General features: G+C 58.8%; 15 protein-coding genes. 2 read left to right on the top strand and 13 right to left on the bottom strand.

What is annotated here, in order from left to right; all coding sequences use genetic code 11:
* Window positions 1-13: 13 nt before the first annotated feature.
* The 13 genes from BW950_RS12655 to BW950_RS12595 all read right to left on the bottom strand — a co-directional run bounded on the left by BW950_RS12655 (window position 14) and on the right by BW950_RS12595 (window position 14,989).
* Window positions 14-1,240, bottom strand: a complete 1,227-nt coding sequence (locus BW950_RS12655) for an ABC transporter permease (protein WP_076489679.1) — start codon at window positions 1,238-1,240, stop codon at window positions 14-16.
* A complete protein-coding gene (locus BW950_RS12650; RefSeq protein ID WP_076489678.1) occupies window positions 1,237-1,956 on the bottom strand; it encodes an ABC transporter ATP-binding protein in 720 nt (239 codons plus the stop codon). The genes BW950_RS12655 and BW950_RS12650 overlap by 4 nt, the downstream gene beginning before the upstream one ends.
* Window positions 1,956-3,218 (bottom strand): efflux RND transporter periplasmic adaptor subunit, encoded by a 1,263-nt coding sequence (locus tag BW950_RS12645; RefSeq protein WP_076489677.1) that lies wholly within the window; start codon window positions 3,216-3,218, stop codon window positions 1,956-1,958. Before BW950_RS12645 ends, BW950_RS12650 begins: the two co-directional genes overlap by 1 nt.
* On the bottom strand, window positions 3,215-4,648 hold the full coding sequence (locus BW950_RS12640) for a TolC family protein (protein ID WP_076489676.1): 1,434 nt from the start codon (window positions 4,646-4,648) through the stop codon (window positions 3,215-3,217). Before BW950_RS12640 ends, BW950_RS12645 begins: the two co-directional genes overlap by 4 nt.
* A gap of 225 nt (window positions 4,649-4,873) precedes the next feature.
* On the bottom strand, window positions 4,874-6,151 hold the full coding sequence (locus tag BW950_RS12635; protein WP_076489675.1) for a TRAP transporter large permease: 1,278 nt from the start codon (window positions 6,149-6,151) through the stop codon (window positions 4,874-4,876).
* Window positions 6,145-6,627 carry a TRAP transporter small permease gene (locus tag BW950_RS12630; protein ID WP_076489674.1) on the bottom strand — a complete coding sequence of 161 codons (483 nt, stop codon included), beginning with the start codon at window positions 6,625-6,627 and terminating at the stop codon, window positions 6,145-6,147. The genes BW950_RS12635 and BW950_RS12630 overlap by 7 nt, the downstream gene beginning before the upstream one ends.
* Window positions 6,628-6,736: 109 nt before the next feature.
* Window positions 6,737-7,729 carry a sialic acid TRAP transporter substrate-binding protein SiaP gene (locus BW950_RS12625; RefSeq protein ID WP_076489673.1) on the bottom strand — a complete coding sequence of 331 codons (993 nt, stop codon included), beginning with the start codon at window positions 7,727-7,729 and terminating at the stop codon, window positions 6,737-6,739.
* 98 nt (window positions 7,730-7,827) lie between these two features.
* Window positions 7,828-8,724 (bottom strand): N-acetylneuraminate lyase, encoded by an 897-nt coding sequence (locus tag BW950_RS12620; protein ID WP_076489672.1) that lies wholly within the window; start codon window positions 8,722-8,724, stop codon window positions 7,828-7,830.
* Between the two features lie 269 nt (window positions 8,725-8,993).
* Window positions 8,994-9,650 carry a GntR family transcriptional regulator gene (locus BW950_RS12615; RefSeq protein WP_076489671.1) on the bottom strand — a complete coding sequence of 219 codons (657 nt, stop codon included), beginning with the start codon at window positions 9,648-9,650 and terminating at the stop codon, window positions 8,994-8,996.
* A complete protein-coding gene (locus BW950_RS12610; RefSeq protein WP_076489670.1) occupies window positions 9,637-10,854 on the bottom strand; it encodes an AGE family epimerase/isomerase in 1,218 nt (405 codons plus the stop codon). Before BW950_RS12610 ends, BW950_RS12615 begins: the two co-directional genes overlap by 14 nt.
* Before the next feature lie 86 nt (window positions 10,855-10,940).
* On the bottom strand, window positions 10,941-12,209 hold the full coding sequence (locus tag BW950_RS12605; protein WP_076489669.1) for a carbohydrate ABC transporter permease: 1,269 nt from the start codon (window positions 12,207-12,209) through the stop codon (window positions 10,941-10,943).
* Window positions 12,202-13,509: a carbohydrate ABC transporter permease gene (locus BW950_RS12600; RefSeq protein WP_200796833.1), complete on the bottom strand. Its 1,308-nt coding sequence runs from the start codon at window positions 13,507-13,509 to the stop codon at window positions 12,202-12,204. The genes BW950_RS12605 and BW950_RS12600 overlap by 8 nt, the downstream gene beginning before the upstream one ends.
* Before the next feature lie 103 nt (window positions 13,510-13,612).
* Entirely contained in the window at window positions 13,613-14,989 is a 1,377-nt protein-coding gene (locus tag BW950_RS12595) for an ABC transporter substrate-binding protein (protein WP_076489667.1), read from the bottom strand.
* Between the two features lie 209 nt (window positions 14,990-15,198).
* Here BW950_RS12595 and BW950_RS12590 point away from each other — a divergent pair, with 209 nt between their 5' ends.
* On the top strand, window positions 15,199-17,037 hold the full coding sequence (locus BW950_RS12590; protein ID WP_076489666.1) for a sugar phosphorylase: 1,839 nt from the start codon (window positions 15,199-15,201) through the stop codon (window positions 17,035-17,037).
* Window positions 17,034-18,308, top strand: a complete 1,275-nt coding sequence (locus BW950_RS12585) for a glycosyltransferase family 4 protein (RefSeq protein WP_076489665.1) — start codon at window positions 17,034-17,036, stop codon at window positions 18,306-18,308. The genes BW950_RS12590 and BW950_RS12585 overlap by 4 nt, the downstream gene beginning before the upstream one ends.
* Window positions 18,309-18,503 lie beyond the last annotated feature (195 nt).

Here is an 18,503-nt window from a genome sequence, read left to right as displayed (position 1 = left end):
ACCTCTTTTCCAGTTATTCATAACGCAATGCCTCTATAGGATCGAGTTTTGACGCCCGCCACGCGGGGTATCCACCAAAAAACAGACCGATCATGACCGACACCCCAAAGGACGCCACAACCGAGAGAATGTGTACGTTCGCAGGGGTTCTGCCAAGATGGACTGCGACCCAGGAACCGGCCAGACCTATGGCGATCCCCGCGATTCCGCCAGCTACGGAAAGGACGACGGCCTCGGTCAGGAACTGGAAGATGATGTCCCGGGGCCGAGCGCCCAGGGCCATCCTGACCCCGATTTCCCGCGTTCTCTCGGTTACTGAAACCAGCATGATATTCATGATTCCCACGCCTCCTACCAACAGACTGATCGCCGCGATTCCTGCCAGCAAGAGAGTAAATGTTCCGGCAACACCGGCCACCGTCGAAAGAAGGTCCAGCTGATTTGCAACGTAAAAATCGGCGTGATCCATCGAGGGCAGCCGGTGAAGGCGCAGTATTCCCTGCTCAATGAGCGCCTGAACCTCTCTCATTACATCCGTGGAGGCAGCCTGAACGTTGATCATCGCATAGTTTGATCCTCCGCTTATTCTTCGCTGGAAGGTGGTCACGGGAACGATCACCGAGGAATCCTGGGCGGCGTTCCCCTTTTCCTCCATTACCCCGATGACACGATAGGCCACGCCATTAATACGCACCGCTTCACCCAGCGGGTCGTGACCCTGGTGAAAGAGATCCCGGTAGACCTGGGCACCAAGGACTACCACCGGGGCGCGGTTCTCCAGGTGGTCGTAACGGAAAAACTCTCCATAGATCGGCCTGAAGTTCCGTATTTCCGGGTACTCGGGACCGGTCCCGATCGCCGTGGCCGCGACGTTACGGTTCTCGAACTTCAGTTGTACGTTCGCTGTCGATGCGGGAGTGCTCAAGGCAACGAGATCGGGCGGCAGTGAACGGATCATTGCAAGATCGTCCTGAGTCAGGGTTGGACGGATATTTGCGGTGTTCGTCCTGACCAGAGCCGCTCCACGCTGCTCACCGGAATAGACGATGAGCAGATTGGACCCCAGAGATTGCAGGCTCTTTTCCACCTGCGCCTGGGCTCCCTGTCCCAGAGCAACCAGGACGATCACCGCTGCAACGCCGATCATTACCCCCAGGGCTGTCAGGGCCGAGCGAACCGGAGAACCGGCGATGCTGAGCACGGAAATACGGGTGTTTTCCCACTGGGTTATCCCTTTCACGACCGATCCCTCTCCTGCTCCTGCTCCTGCTCCTGAACGAAGGCCGTGGCACTATCTTCCACCACATCGCCATCATGGAGACTGAGCATTCTCCGGGCCCGCAGGGCAAGATTTTTCTCATGGGTAACCAGTATGATCGTGACGCCGTCCCGGTGAAGCTCCTCGAACAACCCCATGATTTCCTCCCCCGTCACGCTGTCCAGTGCACCCGTAGGCTCATCGGCCAGGACCATGCCAGGATGTACGGACAATGCACGAGCAATAGCAACGCGCTGCCGCTGGCCTCCCGAGAGTTCATTCGGCCTGTGACGAGCCCGATCAAGAAGCCCTACCCTTTCGAGCATCTCCGTTGCCCGGTGGCGACGCTCTTTCTTTCGAAGGCCCGCGTAGACAAGCGGCAGCTCGACGTTTTCCAGAGCGTTGAGTTTCGGCAGGAGGTTGAAGCTCTGAAACACAAAGCCAATTGTGGCGTTCCGCAGGGCCGCCGTCCGGTTGACAGAAAGGGTTTCCACGGCCTCGCCCCCCAGACGGTAGTGCCCCGATGTAGGTGTGTCGAGACAACCGATAATGTTCATCAAGGTGGTTTTCCCCGACCCGCTCGGCCCGATAATCGAGACAAACTCCCCCGATCCGATCAGGAGCGACACCTCCTTCAGGGCCAGCACCTCGGAAGAACCCATCCGGTAGGTTTTCGAGATCTTCTCAAGTTCAATCATCAGCGGCCTCCCCCCCCTCCACCACCGCCGCCACCTGCAGGGGAGGCCGGTGAGGACGATGATCCTCCCGAGGAACCGGGAACCGAAATCGGGATAAAGGAGGAACTTCCCGGGTCTGCTCCGGAGGGCGATCCGGCAAGAATGTCGAGTGATGATTCCTGGTAAACCACTATCTGATCATCTTCTCCGATGCCCTCGAGAATCACCGTCTGGACTCCGTCACTCGCTCCGGTCACGACCCTTCGCGGCTCTATTTCACCCTCGGAGTTCATTACATCAAGATAGCTTCGATCCCGAACGGTCGAGATCGATCCAGCCGGGACGATCAGTCCCCTGTCTTGCGCCACGATCACCGTGAGGTCGGCACTCATTCCCGGACGCAAAAGCTGATCTTCATTATCAAAGACTGCCCCCACGGTAAAAACCGAGATGTTGCTCACAATTTTTGCAACAGGGCTTATGGTATCCACTCGTCCGCTCCAGGCCTGGGTGGAGGATGCGGAAGAGCGCAAGGCCTCTGCCTGTGCCTCGGCCCGCTGGTTTCGCACGATTCTCACTGCATCATATTCATCCATTTCCGCCACCAGCCGGACACGGGAGACATCTCCAAAGGTCATGAGCGCCGTGTTGCTCCCCACGATATCGCCAGGTTGTACCGATACCTCCAGTATTTGACCATCGAAGGGGGCTCGTATAATTGTCGACTCCAGATCCATCCGGGCACGTTCCAGATCGAGCCTGCTCTTTTCCAGCGATAGTTCTGCGAGTTGCCGATGATACCCGGCATTCACCATGGCCTCTTCTGATTTCGAGACCTCTTCTCCGGAAGCCGCCCCTGCCGCGTGAAGGTCCCGGGCTGCCTGAAGGGCAACCCGGCTTTGCTCAAGATTCCGATCTGCACGAGACAGGGCAAGCTCCGATTCCTGATAATCAAGTTCTGCCCGAGCCAGCCGGGACTGTGCTTCGGACGATTCAAAACGAATCAGCACATCTCCCTCGCTTCGGGAGGAACCCAGGACACCGACAAAGGTGATACGGGACTGGCCGGGGGAGCGAATCACCTGGTGTCGATAAGGTTCTACCAGGGCGGGCGATTCTATTCCAAGGCGCACAACTCCGAGTCTTGGCCCGGTTATGATAAAATCCTGCCCTTCATCGCTCTCGGCGGTGCTCTCTGGCCGATAGTAATGACGGACTATTGAAATAGAGACGACCAAAAGAGCGATCGCCGCGACAAGAAGCAAGATGGTCCTTCGGTTCATCCTTCAATCCTCCCCTCGAGGGTGTTATGCAGGTGGGTCCCAAGACTCGGCACCAGAGAGAGCAAAATTCTGTCGGTCTGAAGCTGTGCTCTTTGCAGATTCAAAGTCGCCCGTTCAAGAGCTACCCCGGCAGCCATCACATCAGCGGCAATGCTTCGGCCAGCCTCAGCTTGGACTTCCACTATCTCGTGATTCAGCTTTGCCCGCGCCAGGGCGATCTCGCTGTTTTTCTGATCATCCAGGGCCTGCCTCAGATCATTTACAGACTCTCTTTCCCGATCCAGGGCTTCGAGTTCCAGCTCCAGAAGGCGCAACCGTGCAGATTCAGCGGATAGTTCCGCAATTTCCCGATCATACGAACTGATTCGCGGCAGGGATACACTGAAGCTCACGCTCAGATTCAGGTTCCAGTCAAAATCGGAAGAATCGCCCCCCGAGGAGGATCCCCCTCCTCGGGACGGTCCATCGTCCACCAGGGTTATTCCTGCCGGGGTGTAACCGAGACTCAAAATACGCGAGACAGGATTGAGACTGATCGACGCCGAGTGATCCTGATAGTCAAAACCGATACGGGCCTGGGCAAATCGGGCTAATGACGGAAGATGGTGGACTTCGCGTTCTATCGCCTGAAGCTCGGCCCTTTGAGAAGCGATACGCCACGATACAGCTCCTGTATCAACCCTGCCGGGGTTATCTCCTGCCAGTGTATCAATAACCCCGGTATTCTCGGGATGTACCAGAGGGGGGGGCTGGAGCAGGAGCAGATCCTCTGCCCGTATTCCGCTCGCTGCCGCCAACGCACGAACTCGATCGTGGTGCATCCCTTCGGCCTTGATGAAAGAGGCTTGGGCCTCCACATAGCTTGTACTGACCCGTTCAAAATCTATGAACCTGATTTCGCCCCGCTCAAACCGTGATTGCTCAATATCGAGCCTGATACGAGCAAGCTCACGCTCCATGGAGGCCACCTGAATTTCCTGTTGCGCCAGGTACGCGCCATGGTAGAGGTTGATCAACCGAAGGAGTTCCTCCTGTCGGGATTCTTCCAGGCGCAGGCGTTCCAGGGAGACGCGGTCACTGGCCGCTTCAGCACGAAGGTTTTGCTCCGGCGTCATGGAAAAGGGCAGGGATACACTCATGGAGGAGGTAATACGTGCTTTCTGGGGATCCCTGGTATCGTCATCTCCCTGTATCTTCGCCAGGGGAGAGAGGGTCACGGAAATATCAGGAAGCTCCTGTGCTCGCCGGGCGGAGAGGATTGCCCGGGCATACTCTACTTCAGCCTGTGCCGTTTTCGGGCTGGCAAGGCTTTCGGAAAGCACGCAGGAGAGGGTGCGCGAGACCTCTTCTGCCCCGAGGATTGGCGCGATGCCCAGGATCGCGATAATGCAGATCGGCAGTCCCCGTGATGTGTGGCGCCAGCGCATCATATGTCACTCCTTCTGTCCCGTCGTCCAGCCGATGTCTCATCACATCGAGGTTCCCGGGGGTTCTATCGGTCAGGTACAGAGTAAGTATTCCCCCCGGGAGTGGAGGAGAGGAGGAGTTCCTGTGAAGATCAGGTGAATTTACCAGGCCACCGATGGAAAAGGGAGCGCCCCTTCGGGGGGATTTCGCACGGAGGGGTAAAGCCCCCCCGTGCAAAGGCACCGGTGTTACCGCAACAGCCCCGGCAAGAAGAGCGATATCTGGGGAAAAAAGACCAGCAGAAGCAGGGTAATTCCCAGAGGAACCAGAAAGGGGAGGACACCCCGGGTGAGGACGTGAAAGGGAATATTTCCCACCCGGCTCACCACAAATAGGGCTGTTCCCATGGGAGGAGTCAGAATCCCGATCATCAGGTTAAAGACCACGATGATGCCAAAGTGAATGGGGTCTACCCCGGCAGCCAGCACTGTGGGGAGCAGGACCGGCACCAGAATGATAAGGAGCGGCAAGGCATCGATGATCGCTCCTAGAACCAGGAGCAGAATGTTTATGGAGAGAAGCAGAATGATGGGGTTATCGCTGAAGGCGAGAAAAGCCTGGGCCACCCGCAGGGGCATCTGTTCCCGGGCGATGATCCACCCGAAGAGGCTCACGCCCAGGACGAGCAGAAAGATGGTTCCCGTGGTTTTGACGCTGTCCAGAATGATGTGGAAGAGTTTGTTCCAGGTGAGTTCCCGGTATACCAGAGCCCCAATAAAGAGTGAGTACGTGGCGGCTGCAATGGCCGCTTCCGTGGGTGTGAAGACACCCGAGAAGATCCCCGCCAGGATGATGACCGGCGTGAGAAGGGCAAAAAAGGCCCGCTTGTAACTGGCCCATATCTCTGCTACCGAGGCGCGCTCTCCCCGAGGGTAGTTGCGGCGCCGCGCCAGAACGCTGGACATGATCATCAGGGTGAGGGCTGTGAGAACTCCCGGAATGAAGCCTGCGATAAAGAGCCTCTCTATGGATTGATCTGCCACCACGGCGTAGATAATGAGGGATGTGCTGGGGGGAACCAGGGGACCAATGATGCACGAGGCTGCCGTGACGCCACCGGCAAAGCCGTCGTCGTAGCCCTCGTCACGCATTGATTTTATCTCAAGCTGCCCCAGCCCTCCCGCATCGGCCAGGGCCGAGCCCGACATGCCCGAGAAGATCAGGCTGGCAAAGATATTCACGTGAGCCATACCACCCTGGAGGTGCCCCACCAGAGTTTTTGCGAAGGTGAAGATTCGTTCCGTTATTCCCCCGCCGTTCATCAAGTTTCCCGTAAGAACAAAAAAGGGCACCGCCAGGAGAATGAAGTCGTTCACTCCCTCTACCATCTGTTCCAGGGCGAAGCCGATGAGCTGGGGTGTGCCGGAAAGAAAGAAGTAAAAGAGGGAGATAAAAATCAGGGAATAGCCTACGTGAAACCCCAGAAGGAGCAAGGCGAACCAGAGGATGAACATCAGGGTCAGCATCGGTCTGCCTCCCCGGCGCCGCTGGTCTGGCGAAGGAGATCCCGGGTCTGGAGGCCCACCTCAAGGGACACCAGCGCCCCCAGGATTGCCAAGGGGATAAAGAGAAACCAGGAACTCACGTTGATAGTTATCATGTAGATGACCGCCTTTCGTGCTGCCAGAATCATTCCTTCCCGGATCAGGAAGATGCAGCAGGCCAGTATGATCAGGTTGAAGAGGATCTCCACAACTCGATACGCTCCCGGCGCGAGGCGGGAAAGAATCATGTCGATGCGCACGTGGATTTTGTCCCGCTGTGCCAGATGAGCACCCAGAACTCCCATATACACAAAGAGAAGCCGCGAGAGTTCGTCCGTCCAGGGAACGGGCACTCCCAGGATGTAGCGCGATATAATCTGCCAGAGAATCAGAAGCAAAATGACGGAAAATAATAAAACTGCCAGGGCCTCTTCGGCGCGTCGTAGTGTAGGATACATACCTTTCCTTCAAGCTTTTCGGGTCTTTCTGCCCTGCTGGCCGGGAGCTCTCTCCCGGCCAGAAACAGAATCGTGATTGTCGCTGTTCGAATTCCGAACCCGGGAGCAATTATGGCCGGACGCTGTTGATCGCGTCCATTGCTTCGGAGCCGTGGTCCTTCTCGTACTCGTGAACGAGGGGCATGTTGGCTCTGCGGAAGCCCTCGCGGTCAGGACGAGTGATGGTCAGGCCTTGCTCCTGAAAGTAGGCGAGCATGGTCTCTTCCTGTTCCACGAAGCGACGGGTGTGGAGCTCGGCGGCTTCCTGTGCGGCCTGGCGAATGATCTCCTGGTCTCCGCCCGGGAGGGCTTGCCAGAGGGTTTCGCTGATGATGTAGTTCTGATCGTTGATGATATGGCCTGTCAGGGCGATGTGAGACTGCACTTCGTAGAACTTCATGGCGTAGATTGCGGGAAGGGGGTTCTCCTGGCCGTCCACGGCGTTGGTCCGCAGGGCCAAATAGACCTCTCCGAAAGCCATGGGCGTGGGAGCTGCTCCGCTGTTACGGGCAAAGGCCATGTTTGCCTTGGCGTTGGGCACGCGCAACTTGAGGTTCCGCATGTCGGAAACGCTGTTGATTGCCCGGTTTGACGAGGTCTGGCGCGTTCCGTTATAGGCGTTCGCCAGGAGTCTCCAGCCCCGATCACGGAAATCCTGGTTCATCTTCTCTCCAAAGGGGGTCGCAAGGGATGCCAGAAGATGCTCAAAGGAATCGAAGACAAAGGGATACTGGAAAATTTCAGCGTAGGGAACCCACAATCCCATGCGGCCCGTCTCGCCGAAGGTAAAATCCAGCACGCCTGCGGCGACCTGCTCCAGCATGGCCCGGTCGTCCCCCAGTTGCGAACCAGGAAAGAGGCTCACTGTCATGGCTCCGTCGCTCAGGACTTCCAGCCGGTCGGCAAAGAAGCTGGCTGCTTCGTACTCTATCGAGGCCGTTCCCGCCACAAGGCCCATCTTGAAGTTCCGGGGTTGCCCCTCGACCGCTTCCTTTGTTCCTCCCGCGAAGAGTCCTGCTGCGAGAACCATTCCGATTATGCTCGCTGCCAATAGCCGTTTCATTTTTTCTCCTCCTTGATGGTACTTCACATTGTATCTATTCCGGGAGACTGATCCCGGGCTTTGCCCGAGGCAGATCATCCAGGAAACAATCCAGTTCTTTATCCCAGGGACGAAATGACCCTGGTGATATGGGTATCGATTCGGGCTGATTCCTCCTTCTGGGAAGCTGTGAGTGGCAGGAAGGGTCTCCGGCAGAGCCCCCCTCCCAACCCCCGCCGTGCCAGGAGATCTTTCAGGGTGGGGTACAGATTATTTCCCACCAGCATCTCTATAATGGTGTTGAGCTCCCTCTGAAGGTGCCCTGCCCTGGCCAGATCGCCCTCCCGGAAGGACTCCCACAGGGCGATAACCAGGGGTGCCGTGACGTTGTAGGTACTTCCGATGGCACCGTTCACACCCAGGCTGAGGCTGGGCAGGAGCAGTTCGTCGTAGCCGCTATAGATGACAAAATCCGGCAACTGTCCGCGAAGCCGTTCGAGTTTGAAGAGGTCTCCGTCGGTGAACTTGATCCCCTCCAGCCCGGGAATGGCGGCGAGTCTGGCGATCTCCTGGCTGGTGAAGGTTCTGCCCGTCAGGGCGGGAATGAAATACATCACCATGGGAAGTTGCGAAATCTGGCAGAGCTCCTGGTAGTAGGAGAAGACTTCCTGAAAGGAAAACCCGTAGTAGTAGGGCGTGACCGCCGATATGGCGCTGTAGCCCAGGGCGTGAGCCTCCTCGGCCAGGTAAAAAGAATCATCCACGTTTTGAGCCCCGATGTGGGCGATCAGGGGGACTCGTCCTGAAACGGTTTCCGAGGCGATGGACAGAACCTCTTTGCGCTGACTCACGGACATGAGAAAGCATTCGCCGGTGCTGCCACCAACGTAGAAACCGGAGACTCCGCAGTCCAGGGTGTATTCCAGCAGTGAGACCAGGTGATCCCTCAGGATATCTCCCCTGGAGTCGACCGGGGTAAGCAGGGCGGGGATGATCCCGCCGGGAAGTGCAGACATGTACGCTCCTCAATCTTGTATACAAGTTATTCTAAACTAGTATACAAGATTGTCAAGCCCGTTTTTCGGGTTTTTTGCCCTCCCGGGGGGGTGGCGGAAGACCGGCCGCCCCGGCCCGGCGGCGGCGACAGAGCCGGGAAAGCCGGGGCGATCAGCCGGGCTGGAGACAGGGGGGCGCAGCCCCCCTTTTCAGGTGGTTGTCGGGGGTTGGGATGTTGCGGGGTCTCCCGGATTGCCCGGGAGCGGCTCTGATTGCCCGGGGAGGTCCTTCAGAGGTCTACGGGGTACTTGTTCCTGATTTTCTTGTGTTTCCACAGGTGGGTTTCGATCAGGTCTTCGCCCAGGGAGCAGTCCCCGGCCCGGAGCGCGTCGATGATCAGGGCGTGTTCGCGGTTGGAGGTGCGGACCACGTCCATGCTGGTGCCGGCTCCTTCCTGAAAGAGGTTTGAGTAGCGGAGGTTGAGTCCGTCAAAGGTGTGGCAGAGCAGGTCGTTTCGCGAGGCTACTATGAGCCCCCGGTGGTAGGCGAAGTGGACTTCCGAGAATTCCCGGGGCGAGAAGGCGGGCTGGTCCAGGAGGTGCTGCATCTTCTCTACCCGCTCTTCCTGTTCGGCCAGCTCCCGGGGGGTGATGGTTTTTATGGCGAGGCGGAAGGCGAGTTTTTCCAGATAGGTGCGAACTTGTTCGATCTCCACGAGTTGGGCCGGGGTTTCCTTGCGGACGTAGGTTCCCGATTTGGGGATGGTCAGGAGAAGGCCTTCGTGCTGGAGCCGCTTGAAGGCTTCGCGGATGGGTGTCCGGCTGCAGTTGTAGCTCCTGGAGAGGGTGGTTTCCGAGAGTTTCTGGTCCGGTTTGATCGTTTCCTGGACGATGCCGTTCCGGAGGTCCTGGTATATTCGCTCGACCAGATCGTTATCCCGGCTCACGCAGATGATCTCCTGTTACAGTGGCTATGGCATGGTACATCCGGGGGATGTGAAAGGGCCCTTTGAACATATTACCCTTGATCCGCGACGAGATTGAACCGTCCCGGTGGAGGTATCCGTACCATTCTCCGTGGAGGGGGTCGATGAAGTGTTCTTCCTGCCACGAGAGCACCCGGGCGAATCGTTCGTACCATCGGGGTTCTCCCGAGAGCTTCCAGGCGTAGAGGGCGGCCAGGGCTGCTTCGTTCTGGGGCCACCAGAATTTCATGTCGTGCCAGTATTCCGTGGCAGATCGCCCGAAGAGATCCCGGAAGTAGAAGAATCCTCCGTATTCATCGTCCCATCCCCGTTGCCACATCCACTCTGCCATGGTGAGTCCCTGGCGGATGAGGGCGTCACGACGGGGGCCGGGGGCGGTCAGGGAGGCTTCGCGCAGGATGAACCAGGCTGCTTCCAGGGCGTGGCCGGGGTTCAGGGTTCGGCCCTCGAAGTGGTCCAGGATTTCGCCTTTTGCTCCCAGGATTTCCAGCACGGCACAGTGTTCGAAGGAGAGAAACCCCTGGATCTCGTCGATTTCGCGGTCTATCCGCCGGGTGTAGTCCGGGGCGTTCCGGGGGTCGGCCAGGCGCAGCTCCTGGAGCACCCAGACCATGATCATGGGCAGGGCCAGTCCTTTCACGGGTCGTACCTGGGGGTCAACTTTTGGTTCCAGCAGCCCCGGGGTGGTGCGATAGCGCTCTATGGTGGCCAGGCACCGAAGGGCTTCGGCGAGGTAGCGTTCCTCGCCCGAGGCCCGCGAAAAGGCTGCGTTGGCAGCCACGGCGAAGCATTCCGAGAAGAGGTAGCGTTTGCGCTTGATCAGTCCCCGGCCGCGCTGGTCGAGGCGGAAGAAGAACCGCCCTTCCCTGTTTCCGTCGCGCCGGTCCACGCCAAAGGTGTTGAGGAAGTCGAGGCCCTGACGGGCTGCTTCGAGCCATTGGGGGTTCTGCTGCATTTCACAGTAGAGGACCGACAGGAGCCAGACGAAGCGACCATGGATCCAGACGGGTTTGTCCGTATCGATCACGGTGCCGTCTTCGTCACGACAAAAGAGAAACCCGCCGTGGGTTCGGTCGATCGAGTGAGGGAGCCAGAAGGGAAGTATCTGATCCGTTATCTGCCGCCGGGCGTGATCGCCCAGGGCCTGCGCAGCTGCTGCATTCATGGTGTCTATCATGAAAGAGCCGGGAGATTTGGTCAATAACTTGTATACAAGATCTTGACCTTCCCCCAGGTCTCTTCCGTTTTCATCTATCCTTTCACGCTTCCTGCGGTGAGGCCTCCTACCAGAAGCCGCTGGAAGCGGAAAAAGAGGATCATGATGGGAACGGTGATGACCGTTGCTCCCGCCATGAGGAACTGCCGGGGAACCTCCTGGTCATCGAGCATGATCATGCCCCGGCTCAGGGTGAAGATCTCCGGCGTGTCCAGGAACATGAAGGCAAAGAGAAACTCGTTCCAGGCGATCATGAACACGTAGAGCCCCACCGAGGCGATAGCGGGCATACTCAGGGGAATGGTGATCCTCCAGATGACTCCCAGCCGGGTGAGGCCGTCGATGAGCCCCGCCTCCTCCAGGTCTGCCGGAAGCGACTGGAAGTAGCTGCGCAACATATAGAGCGCCACGGGGATGGTCATGGCGGCGTAGACGATCAGGAGACCAAAGCGGGTATCCCGAAGCCCCAGTTGGGTAAAGACACTATAGAGGGGAATCACCAGCACAATGGCGGGAAACATATAGATCAGCAAGATAGATTTGGAAAGGAGGGTTCTGCCCGGGAAGCGCAACCGCGTGACCGCATAGGCCCCGAGGATTGCCGGAACCAGGGCAACAAAGACCGTGGCAACGGCAATAAGGCTGCTATTGAGAATATACCTGCCGAAGTTGAACCGCCCCAGAACCTGGATATACCCGTGAAAGAGTTGCTCCGGCGACTGCAGAAGGTTCACCCCCAGATTAATGGGATCCCGCAGATAGTCGGCCCGGCTCTTCAGGCTGGAGGAGACCATGAAAAGAAAGGGGAAGACCACGATCCAGACAAAGAAAATCAACCCGCCACTTCGGAGCAACCGGACCGCAACGGTCTCAAGGTGGTCCTTCCTGATTCCCCGGGAAGGAACGCCCCTGAGCACTCCTGCCGTGAGCCGCCCTGCCAGGGCAAAGGCAACGATCTGTTGAACTGCCAGGGCAGGAGCTGCCTGGAGGGAAAGACCGGCCGGAAGAAATCCGCCTGCCAGCACCCAGGGCCCCCCCAGAAGAGCTCCCGCGATCCAGCTGGCCCAGGGCGTGGCACGGGGAACACGCCAGCGAATAAAAACCACGGCACACCCCGGGAGAATACCAGCTGCCGCCAGAGGGAGCAGGGGGAGAGAGAAAACCAGAGAGCTTCCCAGGGTTGCCACCAGCGCCCAGAGAGAGAGGGTCACAGCCGTTACAATCCCGCCCAAAAGGGCCGAAACAAGAAGCCCCTGCGGGCCCGGCCGGTGCTGCAAAAGGGGTGTAGAAAGGTGCTTACTCATCATCCACCTCCCGGAGGGTGCGAAAATATACAGCCATAAAAAGTGCCAGAAGCGCAAAGAGAATCACCGAGGCCGCCGAGCCGGCTCCGATGTCAGCCCTGCCGAAGGCGTTGTCGTAGACCTGAATCGGCAGCGTTCGCGTTCCTGCCGCTCCTCCTGTGAGCAAGAAGACATCGTCGAACTTGTTGAAGGTCCACATGAAGCGAAGCAGAAAGAGCGTGGCCACCACACTGCGCAGCTGCGGAAGGGTAATGGAGAAGAACTTTCTGAACGGCCCGGCTCCATCGACATCGGCGGACTCGTAGATCTGGTCGGGAATGGCCTGAAACCGTGCCAGAATAAAGAGGAAAGCAAAGGGAAAATACCGCCAGGAGTCAAAGAGAATCACCACCACCAGGGCCAGGGGTATCCGCAGGGAGATTCCAAGAAACGAGAACCGGTAGGACCGCTCGCTCAGGAAAGAGATCGGTTCCCGGAACGCTCCCAGTTCCAGGGCCAGGGCGTTCACGGTGCCACTGAAGGGATCCAGGAAAAAGACCCAGGCAAAGGCAACGGCGATAACCGGCGCCACATAGGGAAAGAGAAAGAGCCCCCGCAGCAGCCCTTGACCACGAAAGGAGCGGTTGAGCAATTGCGCTGACAGGATTCCCAGGAGGATCGATCCCAGGGCTCCCATGAAGGGATAGAAAAAACTCACTCCCAGGGTGCGCCAGAACTCCCTGGCGGTAATGACAAAGCGGAAATTATCCAGGGTAAAATTCAGGCTCATCAGGGGGTTTCTGGCCCGAACCGTTGCCTCGGGGCTGGTGGGCCTGCGGGAATCCACGGGAGAGGTGAAGAAATCCTCTCCGGCACGAAACCTGAAGGAGATATCCTCAGAGAATCCCTGCTCCCAGCGACCCCGATCGGCCTGAAGGATCCCCTCCTGAACGGCCCATCCCGGGGGAAGCTCCACCACCGAGAGTCCCCGAGGAAGCGATGCTTCGATGCGCACCTGCTGAATGGGAACAGTGCGGCTTGAGTTTCTCATGCGATAGGTCAGGTGCAGTTCCTCACCGACGGACTCGGGCATCTGCGTTACCTGCTCGCGCACCACCGCCGAGGGAGGACGCAGATCCCCGAGACCCACGGACTTGAAACTGATCCAGAAGTTCGCCACCACGGGAAACAAAATAACCATGGCTACGATGGTGAAGGCCGGAAGGAGCATGAAGAAGGCCAGACGGGCCTCGCTCTGTTCCAGGGATGTTCCGGTCCGGAAGGACCGGAACCTTTTCAATAGATGTGCTTTTTTATTCACAGGCGAACCTCTTTCGTCATGATCGGAAGACCTGCCGGCAGACACGGGAAATCCCGAGGGGGGCCTCCCCCCCCGGAACATCCGGCACCGGTCCACCGGCCTGTTATTTCAGCCGTTCCGTCTCTTGCTGCATGAGCTGCATTGTCTCTTCCACCGACCGCTCTCCGTCGATGTACTCGCGCAAGAGCTCGGCGATAACCCGGGTCTCGTAGAGCCGCGACGTGAGATAGCCGTAGCCGTGCTCGTAGCCCCAGCGGGATCCCCGTTCGAGGCCACTGAGCATATCCATGATAACATCGGGTTCGTAGATATCAGAGAGCTTCATGCGGCGCTCGTCGCCCACTTCCAGCTCGGCCCACTCCCGGACGTACCGTTCGGGATCATCGACCGTGCCCATTCTCACGGGGTGTTTCCCCACGGCGGCGATCGCCAGGGTTTCGGTATAGGCCTCGTTCATGGAAAACTCGATAAACTTCTGCGCAGCCTCAATATCGGCGTCCACGGTGATCCCGAAGTACCGCACATCGGCCCAGCCCGCACCATCGGCGCTGGAAGGACCACCAAAGCTGGTGGCAAACCCGGTGAGACCTGCCAGAACATCCGTGGCGGGATCGTCACCAAACCCGGTAACGGGAGCACCATCGCGCAGACCAGCCAGACCGTGCAGAATAAAGGGAGACCAGATGATCAGGCCTGTGCGGTTATCGTGGTAGAGCTCGCGGGACTGCTGCCAGTAGAGGTTTCCCGGAGGGCTGTGCTCGGCCAGGAACTTGTAGAACTCCAGGGCTTCCCGCATTTGGGGCGTATTGAGGGTGACGTTTCCCCGGGAATCGACGATATCAACCCCGTTGGCCATGGCCACGTGCTCGAAAACTTGCATCATGTAGACCTGACTGGGGTCTGTGGCTGCCACAACACCGTAAAAGCGGGGCGGATCGTGCAGAGCCGTCACGGCGCGACGGATCGCATCGTAGGAGGTGGGCGGCTCCAGTCCTTTTTCGGCAAAGAGATCAGCCCGGTAGACCACCAGCTGTGCCCAGCCGTCCACGGGAACGGCAGCGTAGTCGCCCTCGAACTCCACCAGGTTCAGCACGCCCGCACCGTAGGTATCGGCTCCCAGACGCTCGACCACCTCCGTGGCGGCCTGGGTATCAAGAATGCCTGCATCGGCCCAGCTGTAGGTAAAGTTCAGGGGATGGTAGATGAGATCCGGCAAATCTCCTGCGGAAAAGGCCGCTGTGGCCCGCTCGCCCATCATGTTTTCCGTGACAGGAACCACCTCCACAGCTATTCCCGTGGCGTCCTGAAAGCGCCGGGCAATGGCTTGCTGCGCCTCCATTCGTGCGGGCTGCTCTTCGGTGGTCCAAAGTGTAATGGTTCGCTCCTGCGGTGCCTGCTCCCGGGAGCCTCCGGCAAAGGCTGCCGTGGCAGCAAAGACAAGCAGCGCCATCAGGGCAGCCGCTCTTCGTGTGTGTTTCATGAAAACCTCCTCTGTTCCAATGGTCTCTTCGATCGTCTCTCCCCATGCTACGCCCCCTCCCCCGATATGTCAATTGATTTCTGAAATATTTCCTCTTTGGTGAAATTTTCAGAAATCAATTGCACCCAAGGAGAAGGCAGTCTATAATCGGCAATCATGAAATTACCTCTTGTCGCTCCCCCCCGGGGAGACCGCGAAGGATGCACCCCATGAACATCAAAGACAACACCACCGTGAGATCCCTGGCCGAAGCACTTTTCCCCGGGGAGTCAGCCCGTTTTCTGGACAGCCTCGAGGAGGTTCTGGATCGCCGGGCCTCTCGACGTTCCAGCGGGTCCGATTCCTCTGGGGAAGTACCCTTCTCCCGGGAGGATATTGTGCTCATCACCTACGGGGATCAGTTTCTTCCCGAACCGGGATCGATCCCGGAGAAACCCGAGGCATCCCCCCTGGAAGGGCTCCTTCATATTGCCCGGGAATATTTCCAGGGAATTATTTCCTGCATTCATATTCTTCCCTTCTTTCCCTATACCTCGGACGATGGCTTTTCCGTGAGCGATTACACCCGGGTGAACCCCGATCTTGGGAGCTGGGAACCGATCCAGGAGCTGGCCAAAACCTTCCGGCTGGCCTTTGATCTGGTTTTGAACCACACCAGCGCCTCCCACGAGTGGTTCCAGGGTTTTCTCCGGGGCGATCCCCGGTACGAGAACTTTTACCTCCACCGGCCGGCTGACTATGATACGTCCCGGGTGGTTCGGCCCCGGGTTCACCCTTTGCTCACCCCCTTTACCCGACCCGGGAGCAACCCCGGGGAGGAAGCGCTTCACGTCTGGACCACCTTCAGCGAGGATCAGGTCGATTTGAACTACGCCAACCCCGAGGTGATGGTCCGGATCATCGACACCCTCCTGCTTTACGTGGAACGGGGTGCTTCCATGATCCGCCTGGACGCGATCGCCTATCTCTGGAAAGAAGACGGGACACCCTGTATTCACCACCCCTGCACGCACCGGGCTGTGCAGCTGATACGGGCCCTGGTTGATCATATGGCCCTGAACACGGTGCTTCTCACGGAGACCAACGTCCCCCACCAGGAGAATATCAGTTACTTCGGAAACGGCCGGAACGAGGCCCACCTGGTCTATAATTTTGCCCTGCCCCCCCTGACCCTGCAGGCTTTCACGGCGGGCACGGCCGAGCACCTCACCAGGTGGGCCAGGACCCTCCCGGAACCCTCAAAGCAGCGGACCTTCCTCAACTTTCTGGCTTCCCACGACGGGATCGGAGTAACCCCGGCCGCCGACTGGCTCACCGCCGGGGAGATGGCAGAGCTTCTGCGGACGGTCGAGGCCCGGGGAGGTCTGGTTTCATGGAAATCGACCCCTTCGGGGGAGGTCCCCTACGAACTCAACATCAACTACGCCAGCGCCCTGGCCGATCCGGAGCTGCCCCGGGAGCTTCAGATTCGAGCCTTTATCTCTGCCCACGCAATCATGCTGGCCCTGGCCGGAATCCCGGGGATCTATGTACACAGCCTGATAGGTTCGGAAAACTGGGACGACGGCCCCCGGGTCTGCGGCCACAACCGGGCCATCAACAGGGAAAAACTCTCCCTCTCCCGGCTCGAGGCAGATCTGGCAGATCCCTCCTCGCGCCGTCACAGGGTTTTTTCAGCCCTGAAACATCTGATTGCCCTGAGGAAGGAGGAACCTCTTTTTTCTCCCGAGGCACCCCAGACAGTTCTGACCAACCTTCCCCGGGAGGTCTTCGGTCTGCTACGCTCCACCGGGGATCGCCAGATTCTGTGTCTCACCAACACATCGGCCCGGCAGGTTGCGCTCCCGGCCCGGCTCGCTCTTTCGGCTCCCGTAGTGGCCCCGACAGCGGGCTCGGCAGCGGCCCCGAAAGCGGGCCTGGACGGCCCAGGCTGGCAAGATCTGATCTCCCGCAGGGAAATCGATACCACCATAGATAGCGGTGTCGGGGAGATTTCCCTGGCTCCCTTTGAAACACTCTGGCTACTACGAAAGGAAATGAAGCCATGACAGACAGATTCCCCTGGAAACGGGCGGGCTTTGTGGGGACCCGCTTTGCCGGCACCGATGGCGTATCCCTGGAGACAACCAAGTGGGCCCGGGTTCTGCAAGCCCTGGGAATCGAGGCAGTCTATTTCTCGGGTCTCAGCGATCTTCCCCGGGAGATCTCCTGGGTGACGCCCCGGGCCTTCTTTGACCACCCCGAAATAGCATCCTTGCAACGCCTGTGCTTTGGCAAAAACCAGCACCGAACCCCCGAAACCACGGAGGCTCTCTGGCGGATCGCCCGGGAACTAAAGGACGAACTCTATCGTTTTCGGGAGGTCCTGGCCCCGGACTTCCTGGTGATCGAGAACGCCCTGGCGATCCCCATGAATGTTCCCCTGGGGCTGGCGATCACTGAGTTCATCGCCGAGACGGGGATTCCCGCAGTGGCTCACCACCACGACTTTGCCTGGGAACGGGATCGATTTCGGGTGAGCGCCGTTCAGGATCTTCTGCACCTGGCCTTCCCGCCAGACCTGCCTTCGCTGCGTCACGCCGTGATCAACCGCGAGGCCCAGCGGCAGTTGGGGCTGCGCCGGGGAGTAACGGCTCCGGTGGTCCCCAACGTCTTTGACTTCTCTCTGCCCACCCCCGGACCGGACGAATACAACAGCGATCTCCGCGAGAGCCTGGGGATCGGCCCGGATCAGCTTGTGCTGCTTCAGCCCACGAGGATCATCGCCCGCAAGGGAATAGAACACGCCCTGGAGCTGGCGGCGCGCCTGGCTCACCGGAACCCCCTCTTTGTGGTGCCCCACCATGAATACGACGAAGGCGACGAGTATACCAGGAGAATCTGCGAATACGCCGAACAACTGGGGGTTTCCCTGATGCTCCGACCCGACAGGATCGGCCTGGATCGGGGAACCACAGCGCAGGGGGAGAAGATCTACAGCCTCTGGGACCTCTACGTCCAGGCCGACTTTGTCACCTACCCCTCGCTCTACGAGGGTTTTGGCAACGCCTTTGTGGAGGCGGTTTTTTTCGGGAAACCTCTCTTGGTAAATCGCTACTCGGTGTATCGCGAGGATATCGAGCCCCTGGGGTTCCAGGCGGTTACGATCGAGGGATATCTTACCCAGGCTGCTGTGGAGGAGGTAGAGGCCCTGCTTGATAACCCCGGGGAGCAGGAGCGCCGCGCCCGCCGGAACAGGGATATTGCAACCCGGTACTTTTCCAGGGATCTCCTGGAACGAAAAATCCGGGGGCTTCTGGAAGAATTGCCTCGGGGATGACTTCGGGATCACGATCGTGCCCCCGGAAGAATCCCCGTGCCCGCAGGAAGGATCATCGTGCCCGGCACGGCCGGGAAGGCCGGGGAAGGCCGGGCACGATCGGTCCCGCAGGTCTTACACAAAGACCTGCTGCATGAAAACGTTCTGCATGATAAAAAGCGCCACGTAGCACAGCAAGGCCGCCATGGCGGGGGT

The organism is Alkalispirochaeta americana (assembly GCF_900156105.1).
In the GTDB taxonomy this organism is placed as follows: Bacteria; Spirochaetota; Spirochaetia; order DSM-27196; family Alkalispirochaetaceae; genus Alkalispirochaeta; species Alkalispirochaeta americana.
This window is presented reverse-complemented; position numbering and strand designations above follow the sequence as displayed.

Coding starts and splice junctions, on each gene's coding strand:
- BW950_RS12620 (WP_076489672.1), bottom strand. CDS start 8,724: ATGTCTGCACTTCCCGGCGGGATCATCCCCGCCCTGCTTACCCCGGTC.
- BW950_RS12595 (WP_076489667.1), bottom strand. CDS start 14,989: ATGAAACACACACGAAGAGCGGCTGCCCTGATGGCGCTGCTTGTCTTT.
- BW950_RS12630 (WP_076489674.1), bottom strand. CDS start 6,627: ATGTATCCTACACTACGACGCGCCGAAGAGGCCCTGGCAGTTTTATTA.
- BW950_RS12650 (WP_076489678.1), bottom strand. CDS start 1,956: ATGATTGAACTTGAGAAGATCTCGAAAACCTACCGGATGGGTTCTTCC.
- BW950_RS12625 (WP_076489673.1), bottom strand. CDS start 7,729: ATGAAACGGCTATTGGCAGCGAGCATAATCGGAATGGTTCTCGCAGCA.
- BW950_RS12635 (WP_076489675.1), bottom strand. CDS start 6,151: ATGCTGACCCTGATGTTCATCCTCTGGTTCGCCTTGCTCCTTCTGGGG.
- BW950_RS12590 (WP_076489666.1), top strand. CDS start 15,199: ATGAACATCAAAGACAACACCACCGTGAGATCCCTGGCCGAAGCACTT.
- BW950_RS12605 (WP_076489669.1), bottom strand. CDS start 12,209: ATGAGTAAGCACCTTTCTACACCCCTTTTGCAGCACCGGCCGGGCCCG.
- BW950_RS12610 (WP_076489670.1), bottom strand. CDS start 10,854: ATGAATGCAGCAGCTGCGCAGGCCCTGGGCGATCACGCCCGGCGGCAG.
- BW950_RS12640 (WP_076489676.1), bottom strand. CDS start 4,648: ATGATGCGCTGGCGCCACACATCACGGGGACTGCCGATCTGCATTATC.
- BW950_RS12585 (WP_076489665.1), top strand. CDS start 17,034: ATGACAGACAGATTCCCCTGGAAACGGGCGGGCTTTGTGGGGACCCGC.
- BW950_RS12645 (WP_076489677.1), bottom strand. CDS start 3,218: ATGAACCGAAGGACCATCTTGCTTCTTGTCGCGGCGATCGCTCTTTTG.